Genomic DNA, 25377 nt, shown 5'->3' with positions numbered 1-25377 from the left:
CAGAGGCTTTTTTCAGCACGTCGGAATACACACGCTTCTTTTCACCGGATGAAGCGTGACGAATAAATTCCGAAAATGATGTGGACTTTTTCGATTTTGACTTGAAAATCAAAAACATAGCGACTCTCTAGTTTAGACCCAGTAGTTCTCTAAGGTCTGTCGAAGTATATTTTTCCGGTATATGGGAGGTCAATCGATCCACTCTCGCCTTATAACTTGCGTGGTTCGACCCCGCTAGCCCAGCCGGATCGAGTAGCCCGCTATTGCTACTCGACCAATTCCGGTCGGTTTACCTTGAGCCAGCGGGTGACTTCCTGAAAAAGATCCTCGGTCTGTTTCAGACATTCATCCACCGTTGCGGCGGGCACCGGATCGCCGACATAATCGGTAACATTGCGCTGCTTGCGCAAGGCATCCAGCACGGTGACGGTTTCATTATCCAGACCGATAGTCTGTACCAGGGTCTGGATCATGGTCCTATGATGCCCCGGCTGGCTGGTCAATGTTCTGTAGCCATTGGCCTGCAGGGCCGCGTTGGCCAATTGCATGATCGCTTTATAGGCCGCATCAAAGCGATTCTCGTGACTGATTTCCAGCACATGTGCATCGGCGATATTGCGCCTGGCAGCAGAAATCAAGCGTTGGATCGTCGCCGCATCCGGCTCAATACGCTCCAGTGTTTTCCCTTCGAGATTGTTCAGGCTCATCCTTGCCTCCAATGACGTCCAGTTGTGGTTTTGTCAGTACTTCCCGTATAAAGGAATCATTGTCCTTCTGCAATCGTTTCCATTCGTGCGCTGTGTATATCCTGGGATTGATCTCCCGCCCCAGTGCCTCCTGCACGGGCTGCAGCACTTTGACCACTTCGGCAAAACGCACATCACCCACAATCATAAGATCGACGTCACTGCCGGCGGTCTCCCGGCCACTGGCCACCGAGCCGAACACAAAGGCTCGCGTAATCCCCTCTTCCAGCGGCGCCAGGGCCTGGCGAATCACCCCGGCGACCCCGAAGGTCTTGCGCACGATTCCGGCCAGTTCGGCATAGATCGGGCAGTCCGGGTTGGCCTGGTAGTGGTGCTGATTACCCGAGCGGGTCAGGGTGACGATACCGGCCGCCCGCATACTGTCCAGTTCCCGCTTGATGGTTGCCACCCCCATCCCGGTCAGGCGCAGGATCTCCTTGAAATAGAAACTCCGATCCGGCCGGCTGAAAAACAGCCCCAGCAGCGCCTGCTGGGTGTTGGTAAAAAGGGCATCGCCGAGCTGACTCATAACGCACCAATAGTTCATAAAATGTGAACTATAGTTCAGTATTTATGAACTTTCAATGCCCCACGCAGCCTGGCTGGGGTTTACTACCCACCGTTTCGTAGCCACCGTGTTCGCAGCCAGAATCTGCTCGTAGGGACCACTGCCGACTGCGAACTGCTATCTGCCGACTATTTCTTTACTTAAAAAGGCCTTTTAAGCCCCTGTGAGGCCCTGGAATCCGAGTATTTATCCGGTTAGTTAAATAAGCTTGCGGAGGTCCGAGACCCCGCTTACACACAGAGAATTATGATCTCTCCCCAATTTTCAGAATGTCCATTTTGGTTCGAGAGTAGACTTAGAAAAGGGCTTTGACCCCTTAAACTGGCCGGAAAAGGCCTGCTCACCTTTGGCCTGCAGCTGTTCTTTCCATTTGTAGAGCTGATTTCGGCGACTCCCAGTTCCAGGGCAATCTCAGCAGCGGAACGATCGGACTCTTCCATTAGCTTCACCGCTTCGGCCTTAAATTCCTTGGTGTATGTCTTGTAGGGCTTGCGTTTTCTTGTCATCTTTTGGACACTCCTTAATCAGTATTGTCTTGATTTAATGTGTCCGCTGAAACCGGGGGAGGTTCGACTTTGACCCCTTAAACTCGTTGGTTCGAGAGTAGACTTAGAAAAGGGCTTTGACCCCTTAAACTTCATTCTTGTCATCTTTTGGACACTCCTTAATCAGTATTGTCTCTGATTTAATGTGTCCGTGAAACCGGGGGAGGTTCAGTCCGACCTAGGGCAGCCCTCATATATTTTTCTTTATATATTCGAAATCACTAGACGAGAAGTACTTTTCGATCTTTTCTTTTTGATGTGCAATTCCTCTAGCTCTTGTAACTGCTGCTGCACTCCATACTGCGTGAGCATGTGAGGATGCTTGAAAATATGACAGGATAGACATAATGCGATCAAATTATTTTTTTCATTATTTTCGGGATTCATATCCTTGTGATGCGTATGTAGTAAATACCGCTCCCATTTGAAATACAGTTCCCTGCCGCACCTCACAAGTCCAGCGTACTGAAGCCTTGTACAATCTACTTATCATGTTCCAATTATCAGGCCGGGTCATACCATAACAACAGCTCTACAAAAAGATTTATATAACAGACACAGGTATATTAGTCCCCAATCAGACCGTCAACCTTGATTCCACTTCGGGAAATAATTTTTAAGTCGGTCAACAGTGTGCCGCCACTTAGGGGTTGTAGGCTGGCAAACAGTGTTCTGATTGCCAAATAGTCCAACCTCGTTAACAGCTTTTTCTTTTGGCACAGTGTCCAGCCAATCAACGCGTACAAAGTATTCGGCTTTATCAGGGTTATCAGCATTTTTTTCGTAGTGATCTGCGAACTCTAGGGCATCCAGAGCCGGCTTTTCTCCTCAGATGTTTCTACTGTGAAATCTTTTACAGGAGTCATACTTTCCGTAACACGACCAACACCAACATATCCGATTTTTGGACATCGACCCAGACTGCTATCTCCGGGGTTAATTGTTTCAGTGTCGGCTATACCAGCTCCCACCTCCGGCGCTTATAAATCCGTACTGCCGTGCGTCTTCCCAGCTACGAGAATTCATGTCACCGAATGAGACATAATATTCTCCATTCCAGGGTTCTTTGTCGCCCTTTGCTTTACTCGTTGTAGTTACGTTAACTTGGGTCTCACCCGGATCAATCAACCATGCCCGGCTTAATAATTTGGCATCATCATACTGAAAAACCTGAAAAAATATTGCATTGATTGCAATATCCCTATCATTCAGATAGCCAATAATACGCTCAGTAGCGGGATCGAGTTCTGCTGCAACAATTATAATTTGATGTGACTGATTTAAATGATCTTCATCCAATTGCGCACCGAAGTGGTCTTTGAAGACTTCATCCAATCTGCCGCCATTCGAAAAGCCTTGATATATTTGCGCTATCTTATCAGCTGTCAACTCCTCAACCCATGAGGCATAATCCAATGCCTGCGCCATAATGTCGCGCGGTGTTCGGTCACGCTTTAGTTCTGATCAATACGAGGGAAGCATCAGGTGCAATAGCTAACAAATCTATTCTACCGCCGTGACTAGTCGATACTTGCCGCCCAATTAAGAGCCATTCCCCTGACAAAATTCGAGGTATCACGAACAATCATATCCTCTAGTTGTTGTTCGCTGACGAGACGAGTAGATTGGAGAGCAGAAGGCTCATCACCAACTTTCCAAATAGCATGCTGAATTGGCATTTTCTAACCTGGAGTCAATATTAAACTAATAAAATGTCTTAAACGATTGTATCGCGATAACATTAATTTATCGCTGCTCTGCATTCACTCTCTCTTTGTATATTTCAGAAAGCATAAATAGTGCAAACTCCTGCCATAGACCATTGTCACGCAGTAGTTGTTTGGCTATCCCGTTGTGGTTTCCGACGCTATCCATTAGCGCATCACGAAGAGCCTCGGGGAAATCTCCCAGCATAACCTGTTCCTGTGTGTTGCTTTCTATCTGATCAACCACGTTGTTATTTTCCTGCACTTTATCCTTGATGGTGTTAAAAAAGTTGATGCGGTCGTTGTCTGATAGGTGTTCTTCGGCAAACATTTCGTTCAGGCGGGCGATAATCTCTGACAGGGCTTCTTTTTCCGGGTCGTGGGGCCTACCGCTACCAATCGAGTCAGTTGGTCTGATTTTATATTCGCCTTCTTCCTCGCCGAGTTTTAGCTCGTATTCACGCTGTTTTTTCAATCGATAGTGGGTTAGCTCGACTCCAGAGAGATCGATGTCGTCGTCCGGCCTGTCATCGCGAAGTAATGGCCGCAGGTTGCGGGCGAAGACGTTGAGCTTTTCCAGTTCCGGGTCGTCGAGGTCGATGATTTGCGAGATGAATTCGTAAAACCGCACGAAACTGCCCAGGTTCTTCTTGAACAGATCCAGGGCGTCCTTGTCTTCCCCGGCGCGTTTTAATTCGTTGCGGGCGTTTTGTAATTGTACGTCGTTGCCGTTTTTTTCAACTTCCCGCTCCTCGCGTTCGGCGGTTTTGATGACCTCAACGGTTTCCTTATAGCGATCACGGAAGCGGTCTACCGCGGGACGGGTGAAGTAGCTTAATTTGTCCTGTTTCTTTTTCGGGTCGAAGAAGGCATCGGCGAAGGCTTCGACCTCTTCCCAGGTGTAGATGCGCTCTTCGTCCAGTTTGTGTTGCAGGTCGTAGACCAGGTTCGGATCAGAAATGTCTTCCAGTTCCGCCGTGCGATAGTAGGGCTGGAACGCTTCAAGCACTTCCTCCGGCTTGTTGACGAAATCGAGTACGAACGGCTCGTCCTTGCCGGGATAGGTCCGGTTCAGGCGGGACAGGGTCTGCACGCAGTCGACGCCGCTGAGCTTCTTGTCCACGTACATGGCGCAGAGCTTGGGTTGGTCGAAGCCGGTCTGGAATTTGAAGGCGACGATCATTACCTGGTATTCCTCGGTATCGAAGGCGTCGCGCAGGTCACGGCCGTGCAGCCCCGGGTTCATGTTACGTTCGTTGAAAGGGTTAGGACCGCTCTCCGGGTCCACTACCTCGCCCGAGAAGGCGACCAGGGCGTGCACATCAGTGTATTCCTGTTCGCGCACGTATTTGTCCAGGGCCAGCTTGTAGCGCACCGCCGACTGGCGCGAATCGGTCACCACCATCGCCTTGGCCTGGCCGTTCAAGCAGGTGCCCACATGCTGGCGGAAATGTTCGACGATCACCTGCACCTTCTGCTCGATGTTGTAGGGGTGCAGCTTGACCCAACGGAAGACGCGGCTGGCACCATTGCCCCGATCTACCTCCTCGTCCGGCACGCCCTGCTTCTGCTCCAGCTTGAAGGCCATGGAATAGGTGGTGTAGCGCTTGAGCACATCCAGGATGAAGCCTTCCTCGATGGCCTGCTGCATGGTGTAGACGTGGAACGCCTCGGGCAGGTTGTCGTCGGAGCGTGGCCGAGTGGGATCCGGTCGGCCGGCCGAAGAGTTCGCATGCGTCTTGGCCTTGGGGGTGGCGGTGAAAGCCAGGTAGCTGATGTTCTCTGACTGGCGGCGGGCCGCCAGGGTGGCGTCGATCACGTCCTCGGCGCTGATCTCCTGATCCTCCGGCAACTCCTCGGCCATCAACACCTCGCGCAGCTTGCGGGCGGTGGCGCCGGTCTGGGAGGAGTGGGCCTCGTCGGCGATCACCGCGAAGGTGCGGCCCTTGAGGCTGGTGCGCTGCTGGATCTGCTCCAGCACGAAGGGAAAGGTCTGGATGGTGACGATGATGATCCGCGTGTTCGACTCCAGCGCCTCGGCCAACTGTTCGGACTTGCTGCCCTCGCCCTCCTCGCGGGTGATGCGCCGCACCACCCCTTCGGCGTGTTCGAACTGGTAGATGGTCTCCTGAAGCTGGGCATCGAGCACGGTGCGATCGGTCACCACGATCACCGAATCGAACACCGCTTGTCCTGCGCATCGTGCAGCGAGGCGAGCCGATGTGCGCTCCAGGCGATGGAGTTGGACTTGCCCGAGCCGGCGCTGTGCTGGATCAGATAATGGTGCCCCGGCCCTTCCACGCGGGCGGTGTTGACCAGTTGGTTGACCACGTCCCACTGATGGTTGCGGGGGAAGATCATGGTCTCCTTGATCTCGCGCTTGCCTTCTAAAGTGTATTTCTCTTCCCGTTGAAGATGGATAAAGCGTCCGAGAATGTCCAGCCAAGCCTCGCGCGCGAAGACGTCCTTCCACAGATAATCCGTGGCATAGCCATCTGGATTGGGTGGATTGCCCGCCCCGCCCTCGTACCCTTTATTAAATGGCAAAAAGTAGGTCTCGTTTCCCGCCAGGCGGGTGGTCATCCACACCTCTTCCTGGCTGACGGCGAAGTGGACCAGCGCCCGTTGCTTGAAGGTCAGCAGCGGCTCGGCCTTGCGGGTTTTGGGATCTTTTGGCGGGCGGTCTTTGCGGTACTGGCGTTTGGCGTTCTCGACCGACTGCTTGAATTCGATTCGAGCTCCAGCGTGGCTACCGGCACGCCGTTGACGAACAGCACCAGATCCAGGCGCGGGTTGTAACCCTCGCGCGCATGGGGCGAGTAGGAGACCTCGCTCACCACCCGCAAGGTATTGGCCTCGTAACGGGCCAGAGTTTCGGGGTTCAGGCCGTGATCGGGGCGGAACTGACACTGCCGCACCCGCGCGCCGCGATCCTTGAAGCCGTGGCGTAGCACATGCAGCGCGCCGTGCTTGTCCATCTGCTCGGCGGCGCGCTTGAGCAACATGGCCTCGGTCTGATCGTGGTAGAACTTGGTCAGCCGCTCGATCACCTCCGGCTGGGTCTGGCGGATATAGCCGATGAGATCTTCGGGATACAGCGCCAGGCTTCGGTCGTAACGATCGGGGGATCCCTCCACCCAGCCATGGCCGGTCAGATAGTCGGCGATGGCGCGTTGAAAGATGGATTCCCTGGCCTTGTCCATAATCCTATCCCGTGGCGGTCTTCGCCGTTTGTTGTGATTGTTGTTTGGGTTTCTGCCAGTCGCGAACGTCGATCTTGCCGGTGACGGCTTCGGTGATAAGGGCGGTGCGATGTTCTTTTAACAACTCAATAGCGTACACAGCTTTGTTCATCAAGTGCCTAAACTCATTTTCTTTTTCGCAAATATATTCTTGTATAGCTTTCCTCTCTTCATAATCTGGGGAATATACAATTATCAGACTTGCTAATGCCGAAGCTGTCAATTTTGGTTGGGCAGCACCAACTACTAATGGGGTAACGTCAACCAAGTCTACGACTTTCGCCCAGTAATCAACTGAATCATCTATTGGTTTAAGTAATGCGCGTGGTTATTAACCCAACATCAACGCACGCGCAACGAAAGCAAGTGGAGTAGACCTCAAAACCAAGTTGTGCGCTCATCTTCTCCCACAAGCACTAAATCTTCGTCAAACAAATAATCGTCAATCGTATCAATAATGCCTGAGGCACCATAATAAGGATATTCCCTCATACCGATTTCCACGTTCTTCAGCAACTCTACTGGTAATGCGTTGATCATCCAGGTTCGAAAAAACACGCTTTACTCTACCCACCTTCCAATGCGCTGGCACTTCACCCAACCACTCCACGCCGGAGTCCTTGATCCGAGCGTCGGGGTTGAGGCCCTTGGTGACGGCATGGGAGATCACCGCCTGGCGCTTTTCCTTGAGCAGTTTGATCAGCCGCTCCTGCCTGGCGATCAGATGATCCGATTTTGGCGGTTTCGTGGTCGAGGAAATCGTGCGATCTTTTCTGAACATCATATGGGGGTACAGGTAGGTATTCCCTCTTTAGATTATCCATAGGAATACGCATACGGTGGTCCAAGATCCCATAACCCAGACGCTTTAACCAGCGCTGAAAGGTCTTTATACGAAATGCATAGCCAACAAAATCCTTATGAATCGCAGCATGTTTCCTTGGCTTCAATACATAATAGACTGGGCTTAATGCTCCGTAGTATTTGGAAACGCCAACAGAGCCAATAATGACGTTCATGCTATTTACGACAAGGTCACCGGGCCTGACTATTTTATAGCGCTCAATATCCTCTGACTTCTTGTTGCCCACATCGCCCTTGTCATCATACAGAATTACGCCAATATCACGCATTACGGAGAGAACAGTGTCCGTCTTTTCTCCGGTGTTTTTTTCGGTCCGTTCTTCCAATAGAGCGGCTATCGGCATTGAATCCCAACCGGATGGAATATTGCCGAGCCATTCCACTCCAGAATCTTTCATATCAGAATAAAACTGATACTTCCCCATCAGGCATGCACCTCAGCCAACAGATATCCAGTATCTCCTCGCTGACCTTGTCCAGATCGGCGTCAATCTCTTCCAATGGCCGGGGCGGCACGTATTCGTAAAAATGGCGGTTAAAGGGGATCTCATAACCGACTGATGCCGACCTTGCCGTCCTTTTCATCCTTCTTGTCTCCGTTGATCCAGGCTTGCGGAACGTGGGGTTTCACTTCGCGCTCAAAGTAGTCCTTGATGGATTCGGACAACGGCACGTTTTCGTAGTCGCGCAGAGCGGAGTCGGCCTCCACCTTGCCTTTCGTCTTGCAGAGCTCGGCGTCTTCATCGTGCTCGGCCAGGTGTTTTTGCAGCAGTTTTTGCGCGGGCGTGGGTAATTTGACCTCGCCCATCTCGGCTTTGAGTTGTTTATTGAACTGGGTGCTCGAGAGCAGCTTGTCTTCTTTGAATCGACTCAGGCTCTTGAGGATAGTCTGCCGAGTGGTTTCGTCCAGTTTGGCCCAGCCCTTGTCCGCTTGCAGGGCGGCGAGGCGTTCCTCGTCCTTGGGGTAGAAGGCCAACTGCAAGGGCCGCTCGACGCTGATGCGGCGGTAGCCGAAGTCCCTGGTCTTGAAGATTCTGCAGATTTTGCTTTTGCGGAATTTGCCGTAGACCCGCACAATCTCATCGATGGACTCTTCAGTGAGGTAGTTGCGCTTGGAGCCCAGGGACTTGCGCATCTTGGTGGCGTAGTCGCCGGCGTTGATGAGCTGGACCTTGTTCTTGCGGTTGTCCGCCTTGTTGTTGGAGAGGATCCAGATGTAGGTGGCGATGCCGGTGTTATAGAACATGTCCGTGGGCAGGGCCACGATGGCCTCCAGCAGGTCGTGCTCCAGAATATAGCGGCGGATCTCCGATTCGCCGCTAGCCCGCCCCGCCGGTGAAAAGCGGTGAGCCGTTGAGGATGATGCCGATGCGCGCTCCACCTTCCTTTTTGTCCCGCATCTTGCTGATGAGATGCAGCAGGAACAGCAGCGAGCCGTCGGAGACCCGAGGCAGGCCGGGGCCGAAGCGCCCGGCAAAGCCTTTGTGCTTGTGTTCGTCCTTGACCTGCTTTTCCACCTTCTTCCAGTCCACACCGAAGGGCGGATTGGAGAGCATGTAGTCGAAGTTCCGGTCGTTTAGCTGATCGTCTGACAGCGTATTACCCAGTCTTATGTATTCAATATCATGCTCTTTGATGAGCATGTCCGCCTTGCAGATGGCGTAGGACTCGGGGTTGAGCTCCTGGCCGAAGACCCGGACCTTGGCCTTCTCGGAGATGGAGGTGATGTACTCCTCCCCCTCGGAGAGGAAGCCGCCGGTCCCGGCGGTGGGGTCGTAGAGGGTTACGATCTTGCCGGGGCCGCATTCTCCTGCGTCGGTGAACAGCAGCGCGGTGGTCAGGTGCACGATGTCGCGCGGGGTGAAATGCTCCCCGGCGGTCTCATTGGAGGATTCCGCGAAGCGGCGGATCAGCTCCTCGAAGATCAGGCCCATGTTGTAGTTGCTGTGAGCCCTGGGGCTAAGGTCCATGGCCGCGAACTTCTGCACCACCAGATAGAGCAGATTCGCCTCGTCCAGCCGCTCCAGGAAGGTGTGGAAGTTAAAATGCTCGAAGATCTCCGCCGTCTCCGGGCTGAAGCTGCGGATGTAATTATCCAGATTATCCAGAATCTGGTTTTCGCCCAGGCTGGCCAGGTCCATGGGCGAGGTGTTGTAGAAAGGCAGCTTGGCGGCCTTTTTCAGGAACTGGTCGTTCGGCAGATCCGAATCCTTCAGCTCCTCGTATTTATCCAGCACCTTCTGCTTGCGCGGCGCCAGCACGCACTCCAGGCGGCGCAACAACGTGAACGGAAGGATTACTCGACCGTATTGGGATTGCTTGAAATCACCGCGTAGACAGATCTGCGACGGACCAAATGAATGCCGCTGTTGAAGAGAAATTTTCGCCCATTATGAAGTCTTCACCATGTTTAGTTTTTTCTTATTCAGAATATAAATCAAAAATACTTGAATCGAGTTCTTTTAGAATCGCGGTTTCAAGTTGCTAGTGCAACATCAGGGTGTATCCCGAAAAATACCTGATTCGGTGTTTTGATACCAAGACATTTTCGGGGACGGTTGTTGAGTTTCTCCATCACGCGTTGAATTTGTCGTTGAGTGATGGTCGTAAAATCATGCTTCTTGGGGAAATACTGGCGAATGAGTCCATTGGTGTTTTCATTCAGGCCGCGCTCCCAGGAAGCAAAGGGATGCGCAAAGTAAAACTTGGCATTGAGTGCTCTGGCAATTTTTTGATGCTGAGCAAATTCACGGCCGTTGTCGGCGGTGAGGGTATGCACCCAGGGCGCCAGTGGCTTGAGCAATCGGATGATGGCCTCGCTGACAGCTTCAGCCGTTTTCCGGGCGACCTTGGCAATGAGTGTCAGTTTGGATTTGCGTTCAACCAGTGTCACCAGGGCCTGGCGGTGGTTTTTACCGATGACCGTATCCAGCTCCCAGTCGCCGTAACGATGACGTGAGTCGACCACCGCCGGACGTTGGTCGATAGAGATTTGATTCGGGATCTGGCCCCGGCGTGAATAGGTGCCATAGCGCTTTTTACGTTGCTTCTGGCAACGCAGGTGCCGATAGAGTGAGCCGCCAGCCTGTTTATCGGCGAGGACATACAGGTAAATGGACTCATGACTGACTGACAGACCGGCTTCCTTGGCCAGCCAGAGACCGATCTGTTCAGGGCTCCAGTCCTCGCGCAGGAGTCGACGGACGTGATGCCAGGTAGCGGATTCGATACGAGACTGAGCTTTGTCCGCACGGCGCTCAAGGCAGAAACGGTGGGCCTGTTGGGCACGGTAGCCCCGGCGCCCGCGGTTGCGACGTACTTCACGGCTGACGGTCGATTTATCGACGCCGATGAAATTCGCGGTCTGAGTTTGATTAAAACCGGCTTTCATATAGGCCTGAATTTGGTATCGTTGTTCCTGGGTAAGCTGCGCGTATTGCTTCATGTGTGCTCCTCAAACTTTGGTCGGTGAGAGAAGCTGCATAGGCTACCGCAGCTTGCCCTCTCACCAAACCGGTTGAGTTGCACTTACAAATTGAATTCACGAGTTTTTCACATTCTACAAAAGTCTTTTCAAGCCCATCCCAGAATTCGTCAGTTAAATGAATTTTTTCTGCGCCCAGAAGAATAAATATTTAATAAAGCAGCCTTTTGGCTCGTTGTATTGTATATCGCCATGCGCAAAGGCATTTCGCCATTTCATTATGTTTGCTAGATATCCCTGTATTTTGTTTTTCTGCTTCCCTTTTATCAGTTCATGTTGGTCAACAATCTTTTTGATCAACTTTTTTAAAACTAAAGCCCGAACCAAGACTGACTGAATGACATCGTTTGAAAAAGTGCTCGCCTGTCATCATGCGCCTGGAATGGACCGAGAAAATACAATACCAACAATCGTTCAATTAGTTTTTCAATTGAAGTGGTGGCGTATAACACCTTGCCGCCATTTAATCCGGCCATTTCAATTTCTTGGGCCTTCTCCGGACTTGCGATATTGCCGAGGTAAACCTGCTTCATTCCATCGACATCTTCGGCTTGCTCTGCATCAAGTTTATTGAGATCAACCGTCAGAGAATAAGACTGTGAAATTGGTAATTTGATTTCCTTCATTATTTACCAGCACAGAACCAGGTATTTGCGCCTGATTTAAAAAGTATATAAATTCCATAAACTACAAAATGGAAATCCGGCGTCAAGGCACAAATTTCTCTAAACTTAACAGCGGTCGCACTCTCACCCTGGTTTTTTACGATAATCCACAGGATCGTCAGACCAGGCCGGAAGAGTGGCTGATCGCTAACTCTCTAGCCTAACCCAGAGACATTATTAATAGTATCAGTACAGATTCAGCCTAAGTGTAGCTGCGCCGGGCAGACTTTGGCAGGGACGAAAAGTAGAAAGTCTGGCAGTTGGCAGATGGCAGTCGGCAGAAAAGCCAGATCAAGTGAAAATCGCGCCCGTGGGGCGCTCCCACAGTGCATAATTAACATTAAATATTAATAATATCTTGTTGTTTTTAATGCATTAATGCGATACCACATCCTTGATAAGGACAGCGCGAGTACGGGGCGGGTTGGGTTGGGGTTTTGACCCGGCTGCGGGCGGCTGCTAGAGTGCGGCGGTCATGCGCAAATTCTTACACTATCTGCTGCTGGGTATTGTTCTGCTGTCCCAGGCGTACACGGCGTCGGCGTCGATTGGCGGCGAGCTGGCCGCGCTGAGCTCCGCTGCCTGTGAGCACTTGGCGGCAGCCGGGTCGGCGGGGGATGATTCCCATCAGTTGTGTAACGATCACGATTGCCATGCCACGGCGCATTATCTGGGGGTGGTGGTGACCGCCTATACCCTGCCGCAGCCGGTTATGACGCACAGCCAGATCCGCACCGGCATCAAACAGTTCCTTTCCCACCGGGATCCGCCCCCGACCCAACCGCCCCGCTCTCTGATCTGATCTTGCTGACGGTATCCGGGCGATACCGTCGTTGGCGCGATCCGCGCGGTTAATTTGCGCGCGAAGCGTACGGCGGGCCGTTTTCACGGCCCGCGCCTGACGATCATCTTTGAGTGGGAACCCCCATGCGATGGATTTTGATACTGGCCGGTGTCGTGTGCCTGCACACGAGTGGACTGGCCGAGCCCCGGGTGGGCGACATGAAAGATCTGAGCTTGCCCGCGGCGTTGAGCCGTGTGTTGCAGGATAACCCGCAACTCAAGGCCATGGACTATGCCGTTGAGGCGGCAGGCCGCCGCGTTGAACAGCAACAACAAACCTCGCCGTGGCGGGTCGGCCTGCAACTGGAAAATGTGGTCGGTTCCGGTGTTTACAGCAGTAGCGATCGACTCGAGTCGACCCTGAGCCTGGGCAAGGTGCTGGAGCTGGGGAACAAACCCGAACGACGCGCGGAGGTGGCGCAGTTACGCTCGGGCGTGTTGCGCGATCAGCAATCGGCACAACAACTGGATATCGTCGCCGAGGCCTCGCGGCGTTATCTGCGCGCGTTGACCCTGCAACATCGCATCGCCCTGATCGAAGAGACGCGGCAGATCCGCGAGCAAACCCTGCAATCGGTCGTCAGGCGGGTCGATGCCGGACGTTCGCCGACTGCCGAACGTTATCGGGCAAATATCGCGCTGGAGCGCAGTGCGCTGCAACTGCAACGCCTGCGCAAGGACCGGGACATCGCCCGGCTGCAACTGGCCGGCATGTGGGGGGATTCGACGGCGGCGTTTGGCAAGCTCACGGGCGCGCTATACGATCTGCAGCCGCCTGAATCATTCGAAACACTCAAGGCCCGCCTGCAGGACAACCCGCATATCGTCCAGTTTGCCACCCGGCAACGGCTGGCGGAGGCCCGATACCGCCTGGCGCAATCGCGCCGTTCACTGGATCTGGAAATGCGCGGCGGTGTGCGTCATCAGCGCCAGACCGATGATACCGCCCTGCTCTTTTCCTTCAGCCTGCCGCTGGGCAGTGCCTCCCGCGCGCAACCCTATATCGAGGAAGCGCGACAGCTTCAGCAACAACAACCCTACGCAGCGCAGCAACAACGCCTTGAGCTGATCGCGGCGCTGCACGAGGCCTACCAGGAGATGCGCTACGCCTATCAGGCCATGCAACGCCTGCAGCAGCGGATCATTCCCGACGCGCAACGGGCGCTGCGGGACTATCGGCGGGGCTATGAAAACGGCCGCTATTCGCTGCTCGAACTGAACGATGCCCAGCAGTCGCTGATTGACGGACAGCTGCAAAAGATCGCGACGGCGGCAACCTATCATCGCGCCCGGGTCGAGATCGAACGGCTCACCGGCACGGCGGTACAGACAGGAGTTTCACAATGAGTTTGCCAAGAAAATCCCCGGCGATCGCGATCGCCGTTATTGCCCTGCTGGTGCTGGCTGTGTTGCTGGTGATGTTTTTTGATAAGCCCGGGTCAACGGTTTCCGGTGAGACACCGGCCCATGGCGAAGAAGCGGATCACGAGGAAGTCGCGCGCGGCCCGCGGGGCGGACGCCTGCTACAGCAGGACAACTTTGCGCTGGAATTAACCCTGTTCGAGCAGGGCGTGCCGCCGGAATACCACGTGTATGCCTATGCCGACGGTGAGCCGGTGGATCCCGACGCGGTGGATCTGATTATCACGCTCGATCGTCTGGGTGGACGTCAGGATCGCATTACCTTTGAACCGTTCGAGGATTATCTGCGCGGCCGGCAAACCATCGTCGAGCCGCACTCGTTCGATGTGACGGTCGAAGCCACTTATCAGGACAATGACTACCACTGGGAATTTGACAATCATGAAGGGCGAACCACGATACCCCGGGCCATGGCCGAGCTGTCCGGTATCGGCACGGAAACGGCCGGGCCGCAAACCCTGGAGCGGGTGGTCAGGCTGCATGGTCGGGTGCGGATCGATCCCGATCGGCTGTCACAACTGCGGGCCCGCTTCCCCGGTGTGGTGCAAGCCATTCATCGCGATCTGGGTGAGCGGGTTCAACAGGGCGAGACCCTGGCCGTGATCCAGAGCAACGAGAGTCTGCAAAACTACGCGCTCAAGGCGCCCATCGACGGGGTGATCGTCAAACGCAACCTGCAGATCGGTCAGGCCACCGGCGAGACGGTGCTGTTTGTGATCGCCGATCTGTCGCAGGTCTGGGTGGAGCTGGATGTGTTCGGCGCGGACAGCCAACAGGTCGAGGTCGGTCAGAACGTCCATGTCGCCAATCTGGCGGGTTACCGACGCGAGGGGGTGATCGACTGGATCTCGCCGCTGGCCGAGCACGCCAGCCAGAGCGTGCGCGCGCGGATCCGGCTGGACAATCCCGACGGAAAGTTAAGACCCGGCCAGTTCGTACATGGGGATGTGGTGGTCGAACAGGTGACGGTGCCGCTGGCGGTGCGCCACTCGGCCATTCAGCGCTTTCGTGATTTTCAGGTGGTGTTTGCCAAATTCGATGACACCTACGAGGTGCGCATGCTGGAGCTGGGCCGGCGGGATGCGCAATGGGTCGAGGTGCTTGGCGGTCTGGAACCGGGTACGTCGTATGTCACGCAAAACAGCTATCTGATCAAGGCGGACATCGAAAAGTCCGGCGCCAGTCATGCGCATTGAGGGCCTGTCATCATGTTGAACCGAATTATCGCCTTTTCGCTCGCGCATCGCTGGCTGGTGCTGATCGCCGTTCTGCTGATCGCGGCGCTGGGGATCTATAACTACCAGCGCCTGCCCATCGATGCGGTGCCGGATATCACCAACATCCAGGTGCAGATCAATACCGATGCGCCCGGCTATTCCCCGCTGGAGTCCGAACAGCGCATCACCTTCCCGGTGGAGACCGCCATGGCCGGCCTGCCCGGGCTCGACTATACCCGCTCGCTCTCCCGCTACGGCCTGTCGCAGGTGACGGTGGCGTTCAAGGAAGGCACGGATATTTATCGCGCCCGGCAACTGGTGAATGAACGCCTCTCCCAGGTCAAATCGAAACTGCCCGCCGGGATCGAACCGGCCATGGGGCCGATTGCGACCGGTCTGGGCGAGATCTTTATGTACACGGTCGGCGGCGAGAACTATTCACCCATGGAACTGCGCACGGTGCAGGACTGGATCGTGCGCCCGCAGTTGCGCCAGACCCCCGGCGTGGTGGAAGTCAACACCATCGGCGGTTACAGCAAGCAGTTTCATGTGCTGCCCTACCCCGACAAACTGCTGGCCCACGATCTCAGCCTGCAGGATGTGATGCGCGCCCTGGCCCGCAACAACCGCAACACCGGCGCCGGGTATATCGAACGCTTCGGGGCGCAGTACACCATCCGCTCCCCGGGCCAGCTGGCCAGCCTGGACGAGATCCGCGAGATTACCGTGGCCCGGCGCGACGGGGTGCCGATCTCGCTGGGCACTGTCGCCGATGTAAAACTCGGTAACGCCTTGCGCACCGGCGCCGCGACCCAGAACGGCAAGGAGGTGGTCCTGGGCACGGTGTTCATGTTGATGGGCGAGAACAGTCGCGCAGTGGCGCATGCCGCCGCGCAGCGCATCGAGCAAATCAAACCCTCCCTGCCCGACGGCGTGGAACTGACCCCGGTCTACGATCGCACCAGCCTGGTGGACAAGACCATCGCCACCGTGCAAAAGAACCTCGCCGAGGGCGCGCTGCTGGTGATCGTGGTGCTGTTCCTGTTGCTGGGCAACTGGCGGGCCGCGTTGATCACGGCGGCGGTGATTCCGCTGGCCATGCTGATGACCATCAGTGGCATGGTCAGCTCGCGCGTATCCGGCAACCTGATGAGCCTGGGCGCGCTGGACTTTGGCCTGATCGTCGATGGCGCGGTGATCATTGTCGAGAACTGCCTGCGACGGCTGGGCGAATTCCAGCGCATGCACGGCGGCCTGCCGGATCTCAAACAGCGCCTGCGCGTGGTGCAGGAGGCGACCACGGAAGTGATCCGACCCAGCGTGTTCGGGGTGACGATCATCATGATCGTTTACGTGCCGATCTTTGCCCTCAGCGGGGTGGAAGGCAAGATGTTCGAGCCCATGGCGTTTACCGTGGTCACCGCCCTGTTCGCGGCGTTGATCCTGTCGTTGACCGCGGTGCCGGCCGCGGTGGCGGTGTTTGTGCGCGGGCCGATCAACGAAGACGAGAACCGGGTGATGCGCGGCCTGCGTCGCGCTTATCAACCGGTGCTGAAACTGGCGCTGGCGAACAAGTTGACCGTCGTCGCCCTGGCGATTGCGCTGGTGGGGCTGGCCGCGCTGCAGGCCACGCGCATGGGCAGCGAGTTTGTGCCCGACCTGGACGAAGGCGATATCGCCATGCATGCCCTGCGCATTCCCGGTACCAGCCTGTCGCAATCGATCGAGATGCAAAAGCTGGTCGAGGCAAAGCTGCGTGAGTTCGCCGAGGTCAAGCATGTGTTCAGCAAGATCGGCACCCCGGAGGTGGCCACCGATCCCATGCCGCCCAACGTGGCCGATACCTTCATTATCATGAAGCCACGCGAGCAGTGGCCCGATCCGCGCAAGCCCAAGCCGCAACTGGTCCGCGAACTGGAAGCGGCGGTGACCGATCTGCCCGGCAACAAGTACGAGTTCACCCAGCCGATCCAGATGCGCTTCAATGAATTGATCTCGGGCGTGCGCGCCGATCTGGCGGTCAAGATTTACGGTGATGATCTCGATACGCTGGTGGAACTGGCCGAACAGATCGAGACCACCGTGCGCGGCGTGCCCGGGGCCGCCGATGTGCGCACCGAGCAGACCACCGGGTTGCCATTATTAACGGTCACCCCGGATCGCGAGCGGCTGGCGTTGTATGGGCTGGATGTGGCCTCGGTCCAGGAGGTGCTGCAGACCGCTACCGGCGGCAGCAGCGTCGGGCAGATCTATCAGGGCGATCGCCGTTTCGATCTGGTGGTGCGCCTGCCCGAAGATCTGCGTACCGATCTCGATGCCCTGGCGCGACTGCCGATCCGCCTGCCGGACGACCCGCAGCGCGAAGTGGCCGGTGATGCCGACATGCTGGGCGTGGGTCACCGTGCGGAGGAAAGTATCCCGCTGGGTGAAGTGGCGACGATCGATTTTAAAACCGGGCCCAGCCAGATCAGCCGCGAGAACGGCAAGCGGCGCATCTTTGTCACCGCCAACGTGCGGGATCGGGATCTGGGCAGCTTTGTCGAGGCGGTCAGCGCGGCCGTGCGCCAGCAGGTCGATCTGCCCGCCGGTTACTGGATCGATTACGGCGGGACGTTTGAACAGCTGATCGCCGCCGCGCAGCGCTTGTCCGTGGTTGTGCCGTTGACCCTGTTGCTGATCTTCGGCCTGCTGTTCATGGCCTTCGACTCGGCCCGCGATGCGGGCCTGGTGTTCACCGCCGTGCCGCTGGCCCTGACCGGCGGCATCGCGGCGCTGGCCCTGCGCGGCATGCCGCTGTCCATTTCCGCGGCGGTCGGGTTTATTGCGCTGTCGGGGATCGCGGTGCTCAATGGCGTGGTGATGCTGTCTTATATCAGGCAGCTGCGCAACGAGGGCACTGCGCTGGATCAGGCCATTTTCGACGGCGCCATGCGGCGCCTGCGCCCGGTGATGATGACCGCGCTGGTCGCCAGCCTGGGCTTTGTCCCCATGGCCTTCAACGTCGGCATCGGCGCCGAGGTGCAACGCCCGCTGGCCACCGTGGTGATCGGCGGGATCGTCTCCTCCACCTTGCTGACCCTGGTGGTGCTGCCCGTGCTGTATCGGCTGGCTTATGCCAGAACATAGTAGGCAGTTAGCAGATGGCAGTCGGCAGTTAATCGGTAGGCCGGATCAAGCGGAGCGGATCCGGCGCATAGAAAGAACCGCGCCCGTGGGGCAAAGGGAAAGTTGGTAGATGGCAGATGGCAGTCGGCAGATAAAATCAGCATAGAAAGAATCGCGCCCGTGGGGCGCTCCTACAGGCCCGAGGAAGGTGGATCCGCCTGCGGCTTGATCCACCCTACTTTTATAACCCGGTAGGCCGGATCAAGCGGAGCGGATCCGGCTTATTCGAAATCGCGCCCGCGGGGCAAAGGGAAAGTTGGTAGATGGCAGATGGCAGTCGGCAGAGAGGTGCCGGATCAAGTGAAAATCGCGCCCGCGGGGCGCTCCTACAGGCCTTGCGGCAGGACGAGGAAATTGAATAAGATCAATTTCAACTCATTGATCAGTTTTTAAATTTCTTCAGTTGCCTTGCCACCTCATCCCAGGGCAGGCGACTGCCGTCCGCTTCCATCCGCTGGTAGGCGGATTCGGCTCTGGTAACGGCAATGTGCCCCTGTTGTAGTATTTGCTCCACCAACCAGACCGTACCATGGACCGGTACATTTTCTTCGAGACAGACCTTGCGCAATTTCCCATCGCCGGTCAGCAATGGCGCGGCAACCTGTTCCGCGAGAGCGAGGGCGGCCAGGTCATTGCTGCTCACGCCCGCGTATTTCACTGCCAGACTCTGCATGCGTTGAATACTCTCGATTTCCAGTTCCAGACACCGCAGGCCCCTGCCTGGCAAATCCGGATAGTACTCCATCAGTTCCTGTTCGTATAACAGTGCCGGTGTGGCGTACTCGTAAGGCAGGGTGAACATCGCATCGACCAGGCCGCCGACCTGCATGTCGATCAGGATGTTGGCATCACTGATGAGCAGCAGCCTCGACATGGTCCACCTTCCTTATGGTACGAAATTCCATGATTGACTTACCCATCAGTTCGGCAGCCTTCGATTCGCTGATAAGCTCCTCGGCCAGAGCATGAAAAATCAACTGGGTGAAGACCTGCGGTTCTTCCCGGGGGTAGTCGGCGCAGGGTTCCTGCCGGTGCCAGCCGAACTTGCGAAACAGCTTGATCATACTCTGATGGGCGGCCTGATTGATAATACCCAGATCCCGGGCCCGGTGCAGCCATCCTTGCATGCTCAACCCGTAAGCCTTTTTCAGCACACACAGTTCGCGGGGCTCGAAGCGGGTACGCCGCTGACCCAATTCTTTTTCCACCTCCGAGGCCGGCACTAAGAATGCGCCGGCAAATCGGTTGGCAGCTTTTTCGATATCCAGTTCCTGGTTGAGCCGGTTTTCCAATACCTGGTGACCCAGCTCATGGGCCAGGGTAAAGCGTTGCCGATCCCCGGGCCACTGTGCACCGACAACAATGATCGGCGCATCATTGACCTTGCAGGCCAAACCATCGAACTTACCGTCATGAAAGGCATGGGTCTGAAACACTTTGATGCCCCGCTCTTCCAGGGTACCGGTTAGATCCAGAATCGGATTTTTCCCCAGCTCCCAGGCATTGCGTAACTGGTTGGCCAGGATCTCGATTTGATCCGGTTCATTAATGTCAGCCAGCAGGTCCTGTTTCGGCAGCTCGAACTCAACGACCGGGCTGACCGGCAGGATATTTTCCAGCTCTAAATAGCGCTCGACCTGTTCCAGGACATCGCATTCGATTTTGGTGAGTATTTTCTTCGGTAATTTGGCGTGTTTACGGTACTCCACCTCGCACAACTGTGCCTCGACCTGTCGGAAAAAGTACTCGGTCCGTACCCCCAGTGCTTTGGCCAGCGCCAGCAATATTGGCGAGGATGGAACCGATTGATTGTTTTCATACTTGGAGATAGCCATCGCCGAAACCCCGGCCTGCTCGGCCAGGGCGCGCTGCGACAGACCGGCAGCCTTGCGCGCCTGCTGAATCCGTTCTCCTATCATGTCCCTGACTCCGGTTTACGAAATAGATGGTAAATGTATAATTTGTAAACTTTAGCGGTAAGCTAATATCCTGGTCAAGGTGGTTTTGAGCATTTATGGCTATTTCATAAGGATCGACGAGAGCAGGGAATCAGCCCGGCACTTCGGGCAGGTACGTACAAAGATAGTTGGCAGATGGCAGTCGGCAGAGAAAAAGCGCCGGATATGCGCCCTGTGGGGCATAAACTTCGCGGATCCGGCGCTCTAGGCGGCGTCGTTGTGCAATGAATGCAGTTTTTCGAGGGTGTCCGGGTATCTTCGCACCATCAGGATCAGTGCCGCGGCCTGGGCATTCGGTTTGGCCCGGCCCTGCTCCCAGTTTTCCAGGGTTCGGGTCGACACACGCAAATGGCGGGCGAACACGGCACGCGACACGTTCAGTTTTTCGCGTGTTTCGCGAATGGTCGCGGCGGCGATTTCCAGGGGTGGTAAGTCATCGACTTCATGGGAACGCAAGGTGATCTTGCCTTCACGCGCCTGGCGCATGGCATCGACACCCTCCATCAATTCGTCAAACAGTTTGCGTTTTTTGGTCATCGCTTGTGTCATAAAACGAGTGTACGCAAATTGCGTACAGATACAAGGTTTGATGATGTCTCGGGCTATATCAAAAGGGTCGAGGAGTGATAGTTGGCAGATGGCAGTCGTCAATGAAGAGCTGGAACCAGCGGCACGGACTCAGCAGAGAGAGTCGCGCCCGTGGGACACTCGCACAGGAGAAACTTGGCAGCGAGATTTACCTCCTCTACGCCTGAAATCAGCGTAATTATTCTTATCATTCAAAAGCTTATAAGCTATTTCAAGATGTAGCCTTATCCTGAAATAAGCGAGTTGCTTCATTTTAATTTCTATGCCGGGATGCTTGACGTCACACGTACCACCTTCTAGTATTTGCCCATGATACTGAGCTTCAGGGACAGGGCGATTACCACTGACAGGTTAGAGTTTGATGGTTACGCCGACGAATAAATTACCGCCGGTTCATCCGGGCGAGTTCCTGCGCGAGGATATGGACGAACTTGGCCTCTCGGCGCGGGCACTCGCCGAGGCCATTGATGTGCCTCATAACCGGATTGCCGCCATCCTGCGCGGAGAACGGGCGATTACCGCCGATACGGCCCTGCGCCTGGCCCGTTACTTCGGTACCAGCCCCGAGGTCTGGATGAACCTGCAACAGGCCTATGACCTGAAGAAAACCGAGCTCGAGCGCGGCCATGAGATCCGCAAAGCGGTCAAAGGGCGTGCGGCAGAAAGATAAAGATAGTTGGGAGATAGCAGTCGGAAGACCAGGGGGATTTGTGGGAGGCGCTTTCAGCGGCGACCGGTTTGCCACTTTTCCTGTTGCGCAAGGGTCGCTCACGGCATCCATGCCTTCCGTGACATTAGTACATCCATGTACGTCAATGCCCTCCTACAAGTGCCCTGCGGGCACAGCACAGGGTCGAGTGACGAGGGTCGAGGAAGGTGGATCCGCCTGCGGCTTGTTCCACCCTACCCGGGTTTAACCGGTAGGCCGGATCAAGCGGAGCGGATCCAGCACATAGAGAGAATCGCGCCCGTGGGACGCTCCCACAGGCCCTTCGGGCAGGGATGGAGACGGTTCTACGGCCTATTTTATACCCAACCGGGATTCGACCTCCTCGAGAGAATATTCGCGACCGGCAGCCAGATCAGTCAATCCGGCCAGTACGGCTCGCATGAAGGCTTGCTCTTCTGCGGGTTTGTCGCCATCGGCGACTCGACCGGGATTGACCTTCAATCCGGTTGCGGGAAGCCCATCTTTGGAAAATTTGCCTGCCATCGCTGCTGTTCCCCAAATCATGATTCTGGCCTGATATTAGCACCTGTTGAATAAGCGCGGCAGGCTCGCATCATGACATATAAAGTACTTTAAATATTACTTATATCTTGTTGTTTCTATTTGTATTACTTAATCCGCATCCTCGTAATCGATGCTGATCCGATCCCCGGCGACCGGGCGGAAGTGGGTGTCGGCGTAGGCGACGTGGTCGGGGTGGGTTTTGTAGCTGGCGACCACGTCGCGGTGGGCGAAGCGGATGACCCAGCAGTGCTGGTAGCTGGCCTCCTCCTGCAGGGCGTTGCCGGTGAAGACGCGGCGCACGCCGGGGATGGTGCTCAGGGTCTCGCGGCCGATCTGCATCAGCTCGTCCACCTTCTCGGGCGTGGTGCCCTCGGTGTTGTAGACGATGACGTGTTCGACCTCTTGCCACGGTTCCGCTTCGGCCAGGATGGCGGCGGCTCTGCCTGCACTGCCCCACTGGCGGATGCGTTTCTCGCATTCACTCTGGATGGCGCCGATGACGCCTTTGACCAGGCCAGTGTAGCCGCAACCGCTATCGGCTTCGGCGTTGGCCCGGATCTGCTGGCCGGCGGCGTCGGCCAGCGCGGTGTAGTAGTTGATCTTGGTGACGCCGTTGGCGATCAGGTCCTGGAACTGTTGGTCCGTTAATCCCGTGCCGCCGTGGATCACCAGCGGAATGCCCAGCGCGGCGTTAATGGCGCCGAGGCGTTCGATATCCAGGTTGGGCTCGCCTTTCATGCGCCCGTGCACGGTGCCGATGGACACGGCCAGAAAATCCACCCCGGTGCGCTCGACGTACTCTTTGGCCTCGCCGACTTCGGTATAGCGGACTTCGCCGGGATGGCGCTCGGCGTCCTCGCCTTCCACTCCGGCCACGTAGCCCAGCTCGCCTTCCACCGGCACGCCGCAGTTGTGGGCCATCTCGACGATCCGGCGGGTGTAGTCCACGTTACCTTCAAAGGGCTGGGTGGAGGCGTCGACCATCACCCCGGTGCAGCCCAGGTTGATGCCCTGCACCGCGCTCTCGTAAGTGGCGCCATGATCCAGGTGAATCGCCACCGGGACATTGGCGCGGCGCGCGGCCGACACCACTGCCGGCATGATCGTCGGAAAATCAAAGTAATCGAAATGCGACTCGGCCAGGCTCAGGATCACCGGCGCCTCGCAGGCCTCGGCGGCGTTGAGAATCCCGTGCAGAAAATCGAGACTGACCAGATCGAAGGCGGCAATGGCGTATTGTTCGCGATGGGCGTGTTGCAGCATGTCGCGCATGTTGACCAGTGGCATCGGACAACTCCTGAATTCGTCGGACCAGAGGGATTGCTAGTTTGCCCTGAAATGTTAATCAGTAAAAATAAATGATTGTGAAATTATCCATTGGTTTTATTTATGGATTATATAGATAGTCATTAGGGCAACCCATCTCTACTGCGTGTTGTCTTAGATAAATTTTCCGCCAAATCAACTCTCGCTCATAACTATCCTGAGCATCCGTGGGCTGATTGCTGGCTAAAGTTAAAACCCGATGAGCAATCGGCCAATTCCCATCCAACACCAAACTGATTACTTGCCCTTGCCCATTTCACCCTTGACCCTGAAGTATACTTCAGGGTGTAAATTTGTCAGGCAACTCAAGGAGGTCGAATCATGGATACTCTGAGTATCGGCCAGCTGGCCCAGGCGGCGGGCGTAACGGTGGAAGCCCTGCGGTTTTATGAAAAGCGAGGATTGTTGGCCGCCCCGCAACGTCGCAGGAACGGTTACCGGCAATATCCGCCCGATTCGATAAAACGGGTGCGGTTTATCCAGCACGCCAAGCAGGTAGGGTTCACCCTCGGCGATATCGGCGAACTGCTGGCGCTGCGTCAGGATCGGACGACCTCCTGTGCCGACATCAAGGCCCGCGCGACGCACAAGATCGATCAGGTTGAGCGAAAGATCAAAGAGCTGGAACGGATCCGCGATGCCCTGAGTCGCATGGCGCAACAATGCAGCGGCTCTGGATCGTTGAGTGATTGCCCGATTCTCGAGGAGCTGGAACTGGACGAGCAGGAGGAAAGCGGATGAGTGTCGAACTGGTGTATGAGAAAACCTGCCCGAACATCGCCGCGGCCCGCGAGCAGTTGCTGCGCGCGTTCGCCGAGGCCGGACTAACCCCGCGCTGGCGGGAATGGGAGATCCACGATCCCGCCGCCCCGGCGCACGTACACGGCTACGGCTCCCCCACCATCCTGGTGGATGGCGAAGATGTCAGCGGTGCCGGTATGACAGGCGATGATCTTTGCTGTCGGCTCTATGCCGACAACGAAGCAGGTCACCGGGGCGTGCCGGTCCGGAACGATATCGTTCATGCGCTGCGTACCCGGGGCAAGAAATCAGCGTCGTCTTCCGATGGATGGAAACGGAACAATACAGGAGATGAATCATGAGCGAGAAACGCCACATCGAAATATTCAGTGCCGGCTGCCCCGTATGCCGGGACACCATCAATCTGGTCAATCAACTGGCCTGCTCATCCTGCGAGATCAGCGTGCTGGATATGAACGACAGTGACACTGCGGCGCGGGCCCAATCCCTGGGCGTGCGTTCCGTGCCGGCCGTCGCGGTCAACGGCGAGCTGGTGTCCTGTTGCCGGGATCGCGGCGTGGACGAAGCGTCACTGAAAGCCGCCGGAATTGGTCAGCCGCTGGCCTGACAGAAATCTGTCACCCAGCTTGCTGACGGTAAAAATACATTTTGGGGCAAGCTATCCGGCCTGCGGCTGGTGAGGGATTGCTGAACCCGCGCCGGACATGGCTTCTGTGCAGTTTGTCTTATTTTAACGCAGCGCTTATAGTTGCTTTATAGATCCGAGACCGTCGAGCCAATAGTGACAGAATGAGTCCTGGCGGGTCCGGCACCGGCCGGGGTGAATGTTTGAGCGCGGGATGCATATTATGGAACAGATTGTCAATCTACACATCGAATATCAGCCGGAAGGTGTTTATCTGGCGACCTCAGAGGATATTCCGGGGCTGGTAGCCCAGGGGCGTACCGTCACGGAGACCCTCGAGATCGCCCGCGATGTCGCCAAAAAACTGCTGGAAGCCCGGACAGAGCGCCAGGAACAGACCAACCTCAAAGCCACCGG

General features: G+C 56.0%; 21 protein-coding genes and 4 pseudogenes. 9 read left to right on the top strand and 16 right to left on the bottom strand.

Going from position 1 to position 25377, the window contains the following annotated elements:
• Positions 1-266 precede the first annotated feature (266 nt).
• The 11 genes and pseudogenes from U5K34_RS13350 to U5K34_RS13285 form a co-directional block, all read right to left on the bottom strand.
• A complete protein-coding gene (locus U5K34_RS13350; RefSeq protein ID WP_322568893.1) occupies positions 267-707 on the bottom strand; it encodes a hypothetical protein in 441 nt (146 codons plus the stop codon).
• The gene (locus U5K34_RS13345; RefSeq protein WP_322568892.1) at positions 664-1275 is read right to left on the bottom strand and encodes a nucleotidyltransferase domain-containing protein; all 612 of its coding nucleotides are present in this window, start codon (positions 1273-1275) and stop codon (positions 664-666) included. The genes U5K34_RS13350 and U5K34_RS13345 overlap by 44 nt, the downstream gene beginning before the upstream one ends.
• 269 nt (positions 1276-1544) lie before the next feature.
• Positions 1545-1820 carry a hypothetical protein gene (locus U5K34_RS13340; protein WP_322568891.1) on the bottom strand — a complete coding sequence of 92 codons (276 nt, stop codon included), beginning with the start codon at positions 1818-1820 and terminating at the stop codon, positions 1545-1547.
• Between the two features lie 624 nt (positions 1821-2444).
• Positions 2445-3538: pseudogene (locus U5K34_RS16225) on the bottom strand (nuclease).
• A 67-nt stretch (positions 3539-3605) separates the two neighbouring features.
• Positions 3606-6768 (bottom strand): annotated as a pseudogene (locus tag U5K34_RS13330) (type I restriction endonuclease subunit R).
• Positions 6769-6772: 4 nt separating this feature from the next.
• Positions 6773-7075 carry a hypothetical protein gene (locus tag U5K34_RS13315; protein WP_322568886.1) on the bottom strand — a complete coding sequence of 101 codons (303 nt, stop codon included), beginning with the start codon at positions 7073-7075 and terminating at the stop codon, positions 6773-6775.
• A gap of 110 nt (positions 7076-7185) precedes the next feature.
• The gene (locus U5K34_RS13310; protein ID WP_322568885.1) at positions 7186-7347 is read right to left on the bottom strand and encodes a hypothetical protein; all 162 of its coding nucleotides are present in this window, start codon (positions 7345-7347) and stop codon (positions 7186-7188) included.
• 31 nt (positions 7348-7378) lie between these two features.
• A pseudogene (locus U5K34_RS16220) lies at positions 7379-7568 on the bottom strand (restriction endonuclease subunit S); the annotation flags it as partial.
• 527 nt (positions 7569-8095) lie between these two features.
• Positions 8096-10065 (bottom strand): annotated as a pseudogene (locus tag U5K34_RS16215) (type I restriction-modification system subunit M).
• 82 nt (positions 10066-10147) lie between these two features.
• Entirely contained in the window at positions 10148-11116 is a 969-nt protein-coding gene (locus U5K34_RS13290; protein WP_322566922.1) for an IS30 family transposase, read from the bottom strand.
• A 350-nt stretch (positions 11117-11466) separates the two neighbouring features.
• Positions 11467-11781, bottom strand: a complete 315-nt coding sequence (locus U5K34_RS13285) for a hypothetical protein (protein WP_322568882.1) — start codon at positions 11779-11781, stop codon at positions 11467-11469.
• A 514-nt stretch (positions 11782-12295) separates the two neighbouring features.
• Here U5K34_RS13285 and U5K34_RS13280 point away from each other — a divergent pair.
• The 4 genes from U5K34_RS13280 (at position 12296) to U5K34_RS13265 (ending at position 18428) form a co-directional block, all read left to right on the top strand.
• Positions 12296-12622 carry a hypothetical protein gene (locus U5K34_RS13280; RefSeq protein WP_322568881.1) on the top strand — a complete coding sequence of 109 codons (327 nt, stop codon included), beginning with the start codon at positions 12296-12298 and terminating at the stop codon, positions 12620-12622.
• Between the two features lie 125 nt (positions 12623-12747).
• Positions 12748-14010, top strand: coding sequence for a TolC family protein (locus tag U5K34_RS13275; protein WP_322568880.1), 1263 nt, complete (start codon positions 12748-12750; stop codon positions 14008-14010).
• Positions 14007-15281, top strand: coding sequence for an efflux RND transporter periplasmic adaptor subunit (locus tag U5K34_RS13270; protein ID WP_322568879.1), 1275 nt, complete (start codon positions 14007-14009; stop codon positions 15279-15281). The genes U5K34_RS13275 and U5K34_RS13270 overlap by 4 nt, the downstream gene beginning before the upstream one ends.
• Positions 15282-15293: 12 nt before the next feature.
• Entirely contained in the window at positions 15294-18428 is a 3135-nt protein-coding gene (locus U5K34_RS13265) for a CusA/CzcA family heavy metal efflux RND transporter (RefSeq protein WP_322568878.1), read from the top strand.
• A 421-nt stretch (positions 18429-18849) separates the two neighbouring features.
• On the opposite strand, the gene U5K34_RS13260 is transcribed toward U5K34_RS13265, so the two are convergent.
• From U5K34_RS13260 to U5K34_RS13250, 3 genes are all read right to left on the bottom strand, one after another.
• Positions 18850-19341: a DUF3368 domain-containing protein gene (locus U5K34_RS13260; protein ID WP_322568877.1), complete on the bottom strand. Its 492-nt coding sequence runs from the start codon at positions 19339-19341 to the stop codon at positions 18850-18852.
• On the bottom strand, positions 19316-20386 hold the full coding sequence (locus U5K34_RS13255) for an XRE family transcriptional regulator (RefSeq protein WP_322568876.1): 1071 nt from the start codon (positions 20384-20386) through the stop codon (positions 19316-19318). Before U5K34_RS13255 ends, U5K34_RS13260 begins: the two co-directional genes overlap by 26 nt.
• 243 nt (positions 20387-20629) lie before the next feature.
• Positions 20630-20962 carry a helix-turn-helix domain-containing protein gene (locus U5K34_RS13250; RefSeq protein ID WP_322568875.1) on the bottom strand — a complete coding sequence of 111 codons (333 nt, stop codon included), beginning with the start codon at positions 20960-20962 and terminating at the stop codon, positions 20630-20632.
• A gap of 412 nt (positions 20963-21374) precedes the next feature.
• On the opposite strand from U5K34_RS13250, the gene U5K34_RS13245 reads away from it, so the two are divergent.
• On the top strand, positions 21375-21683 hold the full coding sequence (locus tag U5K34_RS13245) for a HigA family addiction module antitoxin (RefSeq protein ID WP_322568874.1): 309 nt from the start codon (positions 21375-21377) through the stop codon (positions 21681-21683).
• A 351-nt stretch (positions 21684-22034) separates the two neighbouring features.
• Here U5K34_RS13245 and U5K34_RS13240 read toward each other — a convergent pair whose 3' ends face one another.
• Positions 22035-22247, bottom strand: a complete 213-nt coding sequence (locus tag U5K34_RS13240) for a hypothetical protein (RefSeq protein ID WP_322568873.1) — start codon at positions 22245-22247, stop codon at positions 22035-22037.
• A gap of 108 nt (positions 22248-22355) precedes the next feature.
• Entirely contained in the window at positions 22356-23534 is a 1179-nt protein-coding gene (locus U5K34_RS13235) for a ketose-bisphosphate aldolase (RefSeq protein ID WP_322568872.1), read from the bottom strand.
• Between the two features lie 360 nt (positions 23535-23894).
• Here U5K34_RS13235 and U5K34_RS13230 point away from each other — a divergent pair, with 360 nt between their 5' ends.
• The 4 genes from U5K34_RS13230 to U5K34_RS13215 all read left to right on the top strand — a co-directional run.
• Positions 23895-24314 carry a heavy metal-responsive transcriptional regulator gene (locus U5K34_RS13230; RefSeq protein WP_322568871.1) on the top strand — a complete coding sequence of 140 codons (420 nt, stop codon included), beginning with the start codon at positions 23895-23897 and terminating at the stop codon, positions 24312-24314.
• Positions 24311-24676: a hypothetical protein gene (locus tag U5K34_RS13225; RefSeq protein WP_322568870.1), complete on the top strand. Its 366-nt coding sequence runs from the start codon at positions 24311-24313 to the stop codon at positions 24674-24676. The genes U5K34_RS13230 and U5K34_RS13225 overlap by 4 nt, the downstream gene beginning before the upstream one ends.
• Positions 24673-24942 (top strand): thioredoxin family protein, encoded by a 270-nt coding sequence (locus tag U5K34_RS13220; protein ID WP_322568869.1) that lies wholly within the window; start codon positions 24673-24675, stop codon positions 24940-24942. The genes U5K34_RS13225 and U5K34_RS13220 overlap by 4 nt, the downstream gene beginning before the upstream one ends.
• 241 nt (positions 24943-25183) lie before the next feature.
• A partial coding sequence (locus U5K34_RS13215; RefSeq protein WP_322568868.1) for a type II toxin-antitoxin system HicB family antitoxin occupies positions 25184-25377 on the top strand: 194 nt, incomplete at its 3' end.

Source organism: Thiohalophilus sp. (genome assembly GCF_034521165.1).
Lineage (GTDB): Bacteria > Pseudomonadota > Gammaproteobacteria > UBA6429 > Thiohalophilaceae > Thiohalophilus.
The sequence above is the reverse complement of the archived record's forward strand: the minus strand, read 5'-3'. Positions and strand labels throughout refer to the sequence as shown.

Bases quoted from the DNA above. Each gene is read 5' to 3' on its own strand.
- U5K34_RS13280 (WP_322568881.1), top strand. From the start codon at position 12,296: ATGCGCAAATTCTTACACTATCTGCTGCTGGGTATTGTTCTGCTGTCC.
- U5K34_RS13270 (WP_322568879.1), top strand. From the start codon at position 14,007: ATGAGTTTGCCAAGAAAATCCCCGGCGATCGCGATCGCCGTTATTGCC.
- U5K34_RS13240 (WP_322568873.1), bottom strand. From the start codon at position 22,247: ATGATTTGGGGAACAGCAGCGATGGCAGGCAAATTTTCCAAAGATGGG.
- U5K34_RS13290 (WP_322566922.1), bottom strand. From the start codon at position 11,116: ATGAAGCAATACGCGCAGCTTACCCAGGAACAACGATACCAAATTCAG.
- U5K34_RS13255 (WP_322568876.1), bottom strand. From the start codon at position 20,386: ATGATAGGAGAACGGATTCAGCAGGCGCGCAAGGCTGCCGGTCTGTCG.
- U5K34_RS13250 (WP_322568875.1), bottom strand. From the start codon at position 20,962: ATGACCAAAAAACGCAAACTGTTTGACGAATTGATGGAGGGTGTCGAT.
- U5K34_RS13235 (WP_322568872.1), bottom strand. From the start codon at position 23,534: ATGCCACTGGTCAACATGCGCGACATGCTGCAACACGCCCATCGCGAA.
- U5K34_RS13230 (WP_322568871.1), top strand. From the start codon at position 23,895: ATGGATACTCTGAGTATCGGCCAGCTGGCCCAGGCGGCGGGCGTAACG.
- U5K34_RS13225 (WP_322568870.1), top strand. From the start codon at position 24,311: ATGAGTGTCGAACTGGTGTATGAGAAAACCTGCCCGAACATCGCCGCG.
- U5K34_RS13265 (WP_322568878.1), top strand. From the start codon at position 15,294: ATGTTGAACCGAATTATCGCCTTTTCGCTCGCGCATCGCTGGCTGGTG.
- U5K34_RS13275 (WP_322568880.1), top strand. From the start codon at position 12,748: ATGCGATGGATTTTGATACTGGCCGGTGTCGTGTGCCTGCACACGAGT.
- U5K34_RS13260 (WP_322568877.1), bottom strand. From the start codon at position 19,341: ATGTCGAGGCTGCTGCTCATCAGTGATGCCAACATCCTGATCGACATG.
- U5K34_RS13310 (WP_322568885.1), bottom strand. From the start codon at position 7,347: ATGATCAACGCATTACCAGTAGAGTTGCTGAAGAACGTGGAAATCGGT.
- U5K34_RS13340 (WP_322568891.1), bottom strand. From the start codon at position 1,820: ATGACAAGAAAACGCAAGCCCTACAAGACATACACCAAGGAATTTAAG.
- U5K34_RS13345 (WP_322568892.1), bottom strand. From the start codon at position 1,275: ATGAGTCAGCTCGGCGATGCCCTTTTTACCAACACCCAGCAGGCGCTG.
- U5K34_RS13220 (WP_322568869.1), top strand. From the start codon at position 24,673: ATGAGCGAGAAACGCCACATCGAAATATTCAGTGCCGGCTGCCCCGTA.
- U5K34_RS13285 (WP_322568882.1), bottom strand. From the start codon at position 11,781: ATGAAGGAAATCAAATTACCAATTTCACAGTCTTATTCTCTGACGGTT.
- U5K34_RS13245 (WP_322568874.1), top strand. From the start codon at position 21,375: ATGGTTACGCCGACGAATAAATTACCGCCGGTTCATCCGGGCGAGTTC.
- U5K34_RS13350 (WP_322568893.1), bottom strand. From the start codon at position 707: ATGAGCCTGAACAATCTCGAAGGGAAAACACTGGAGCGTATTGAGCCG.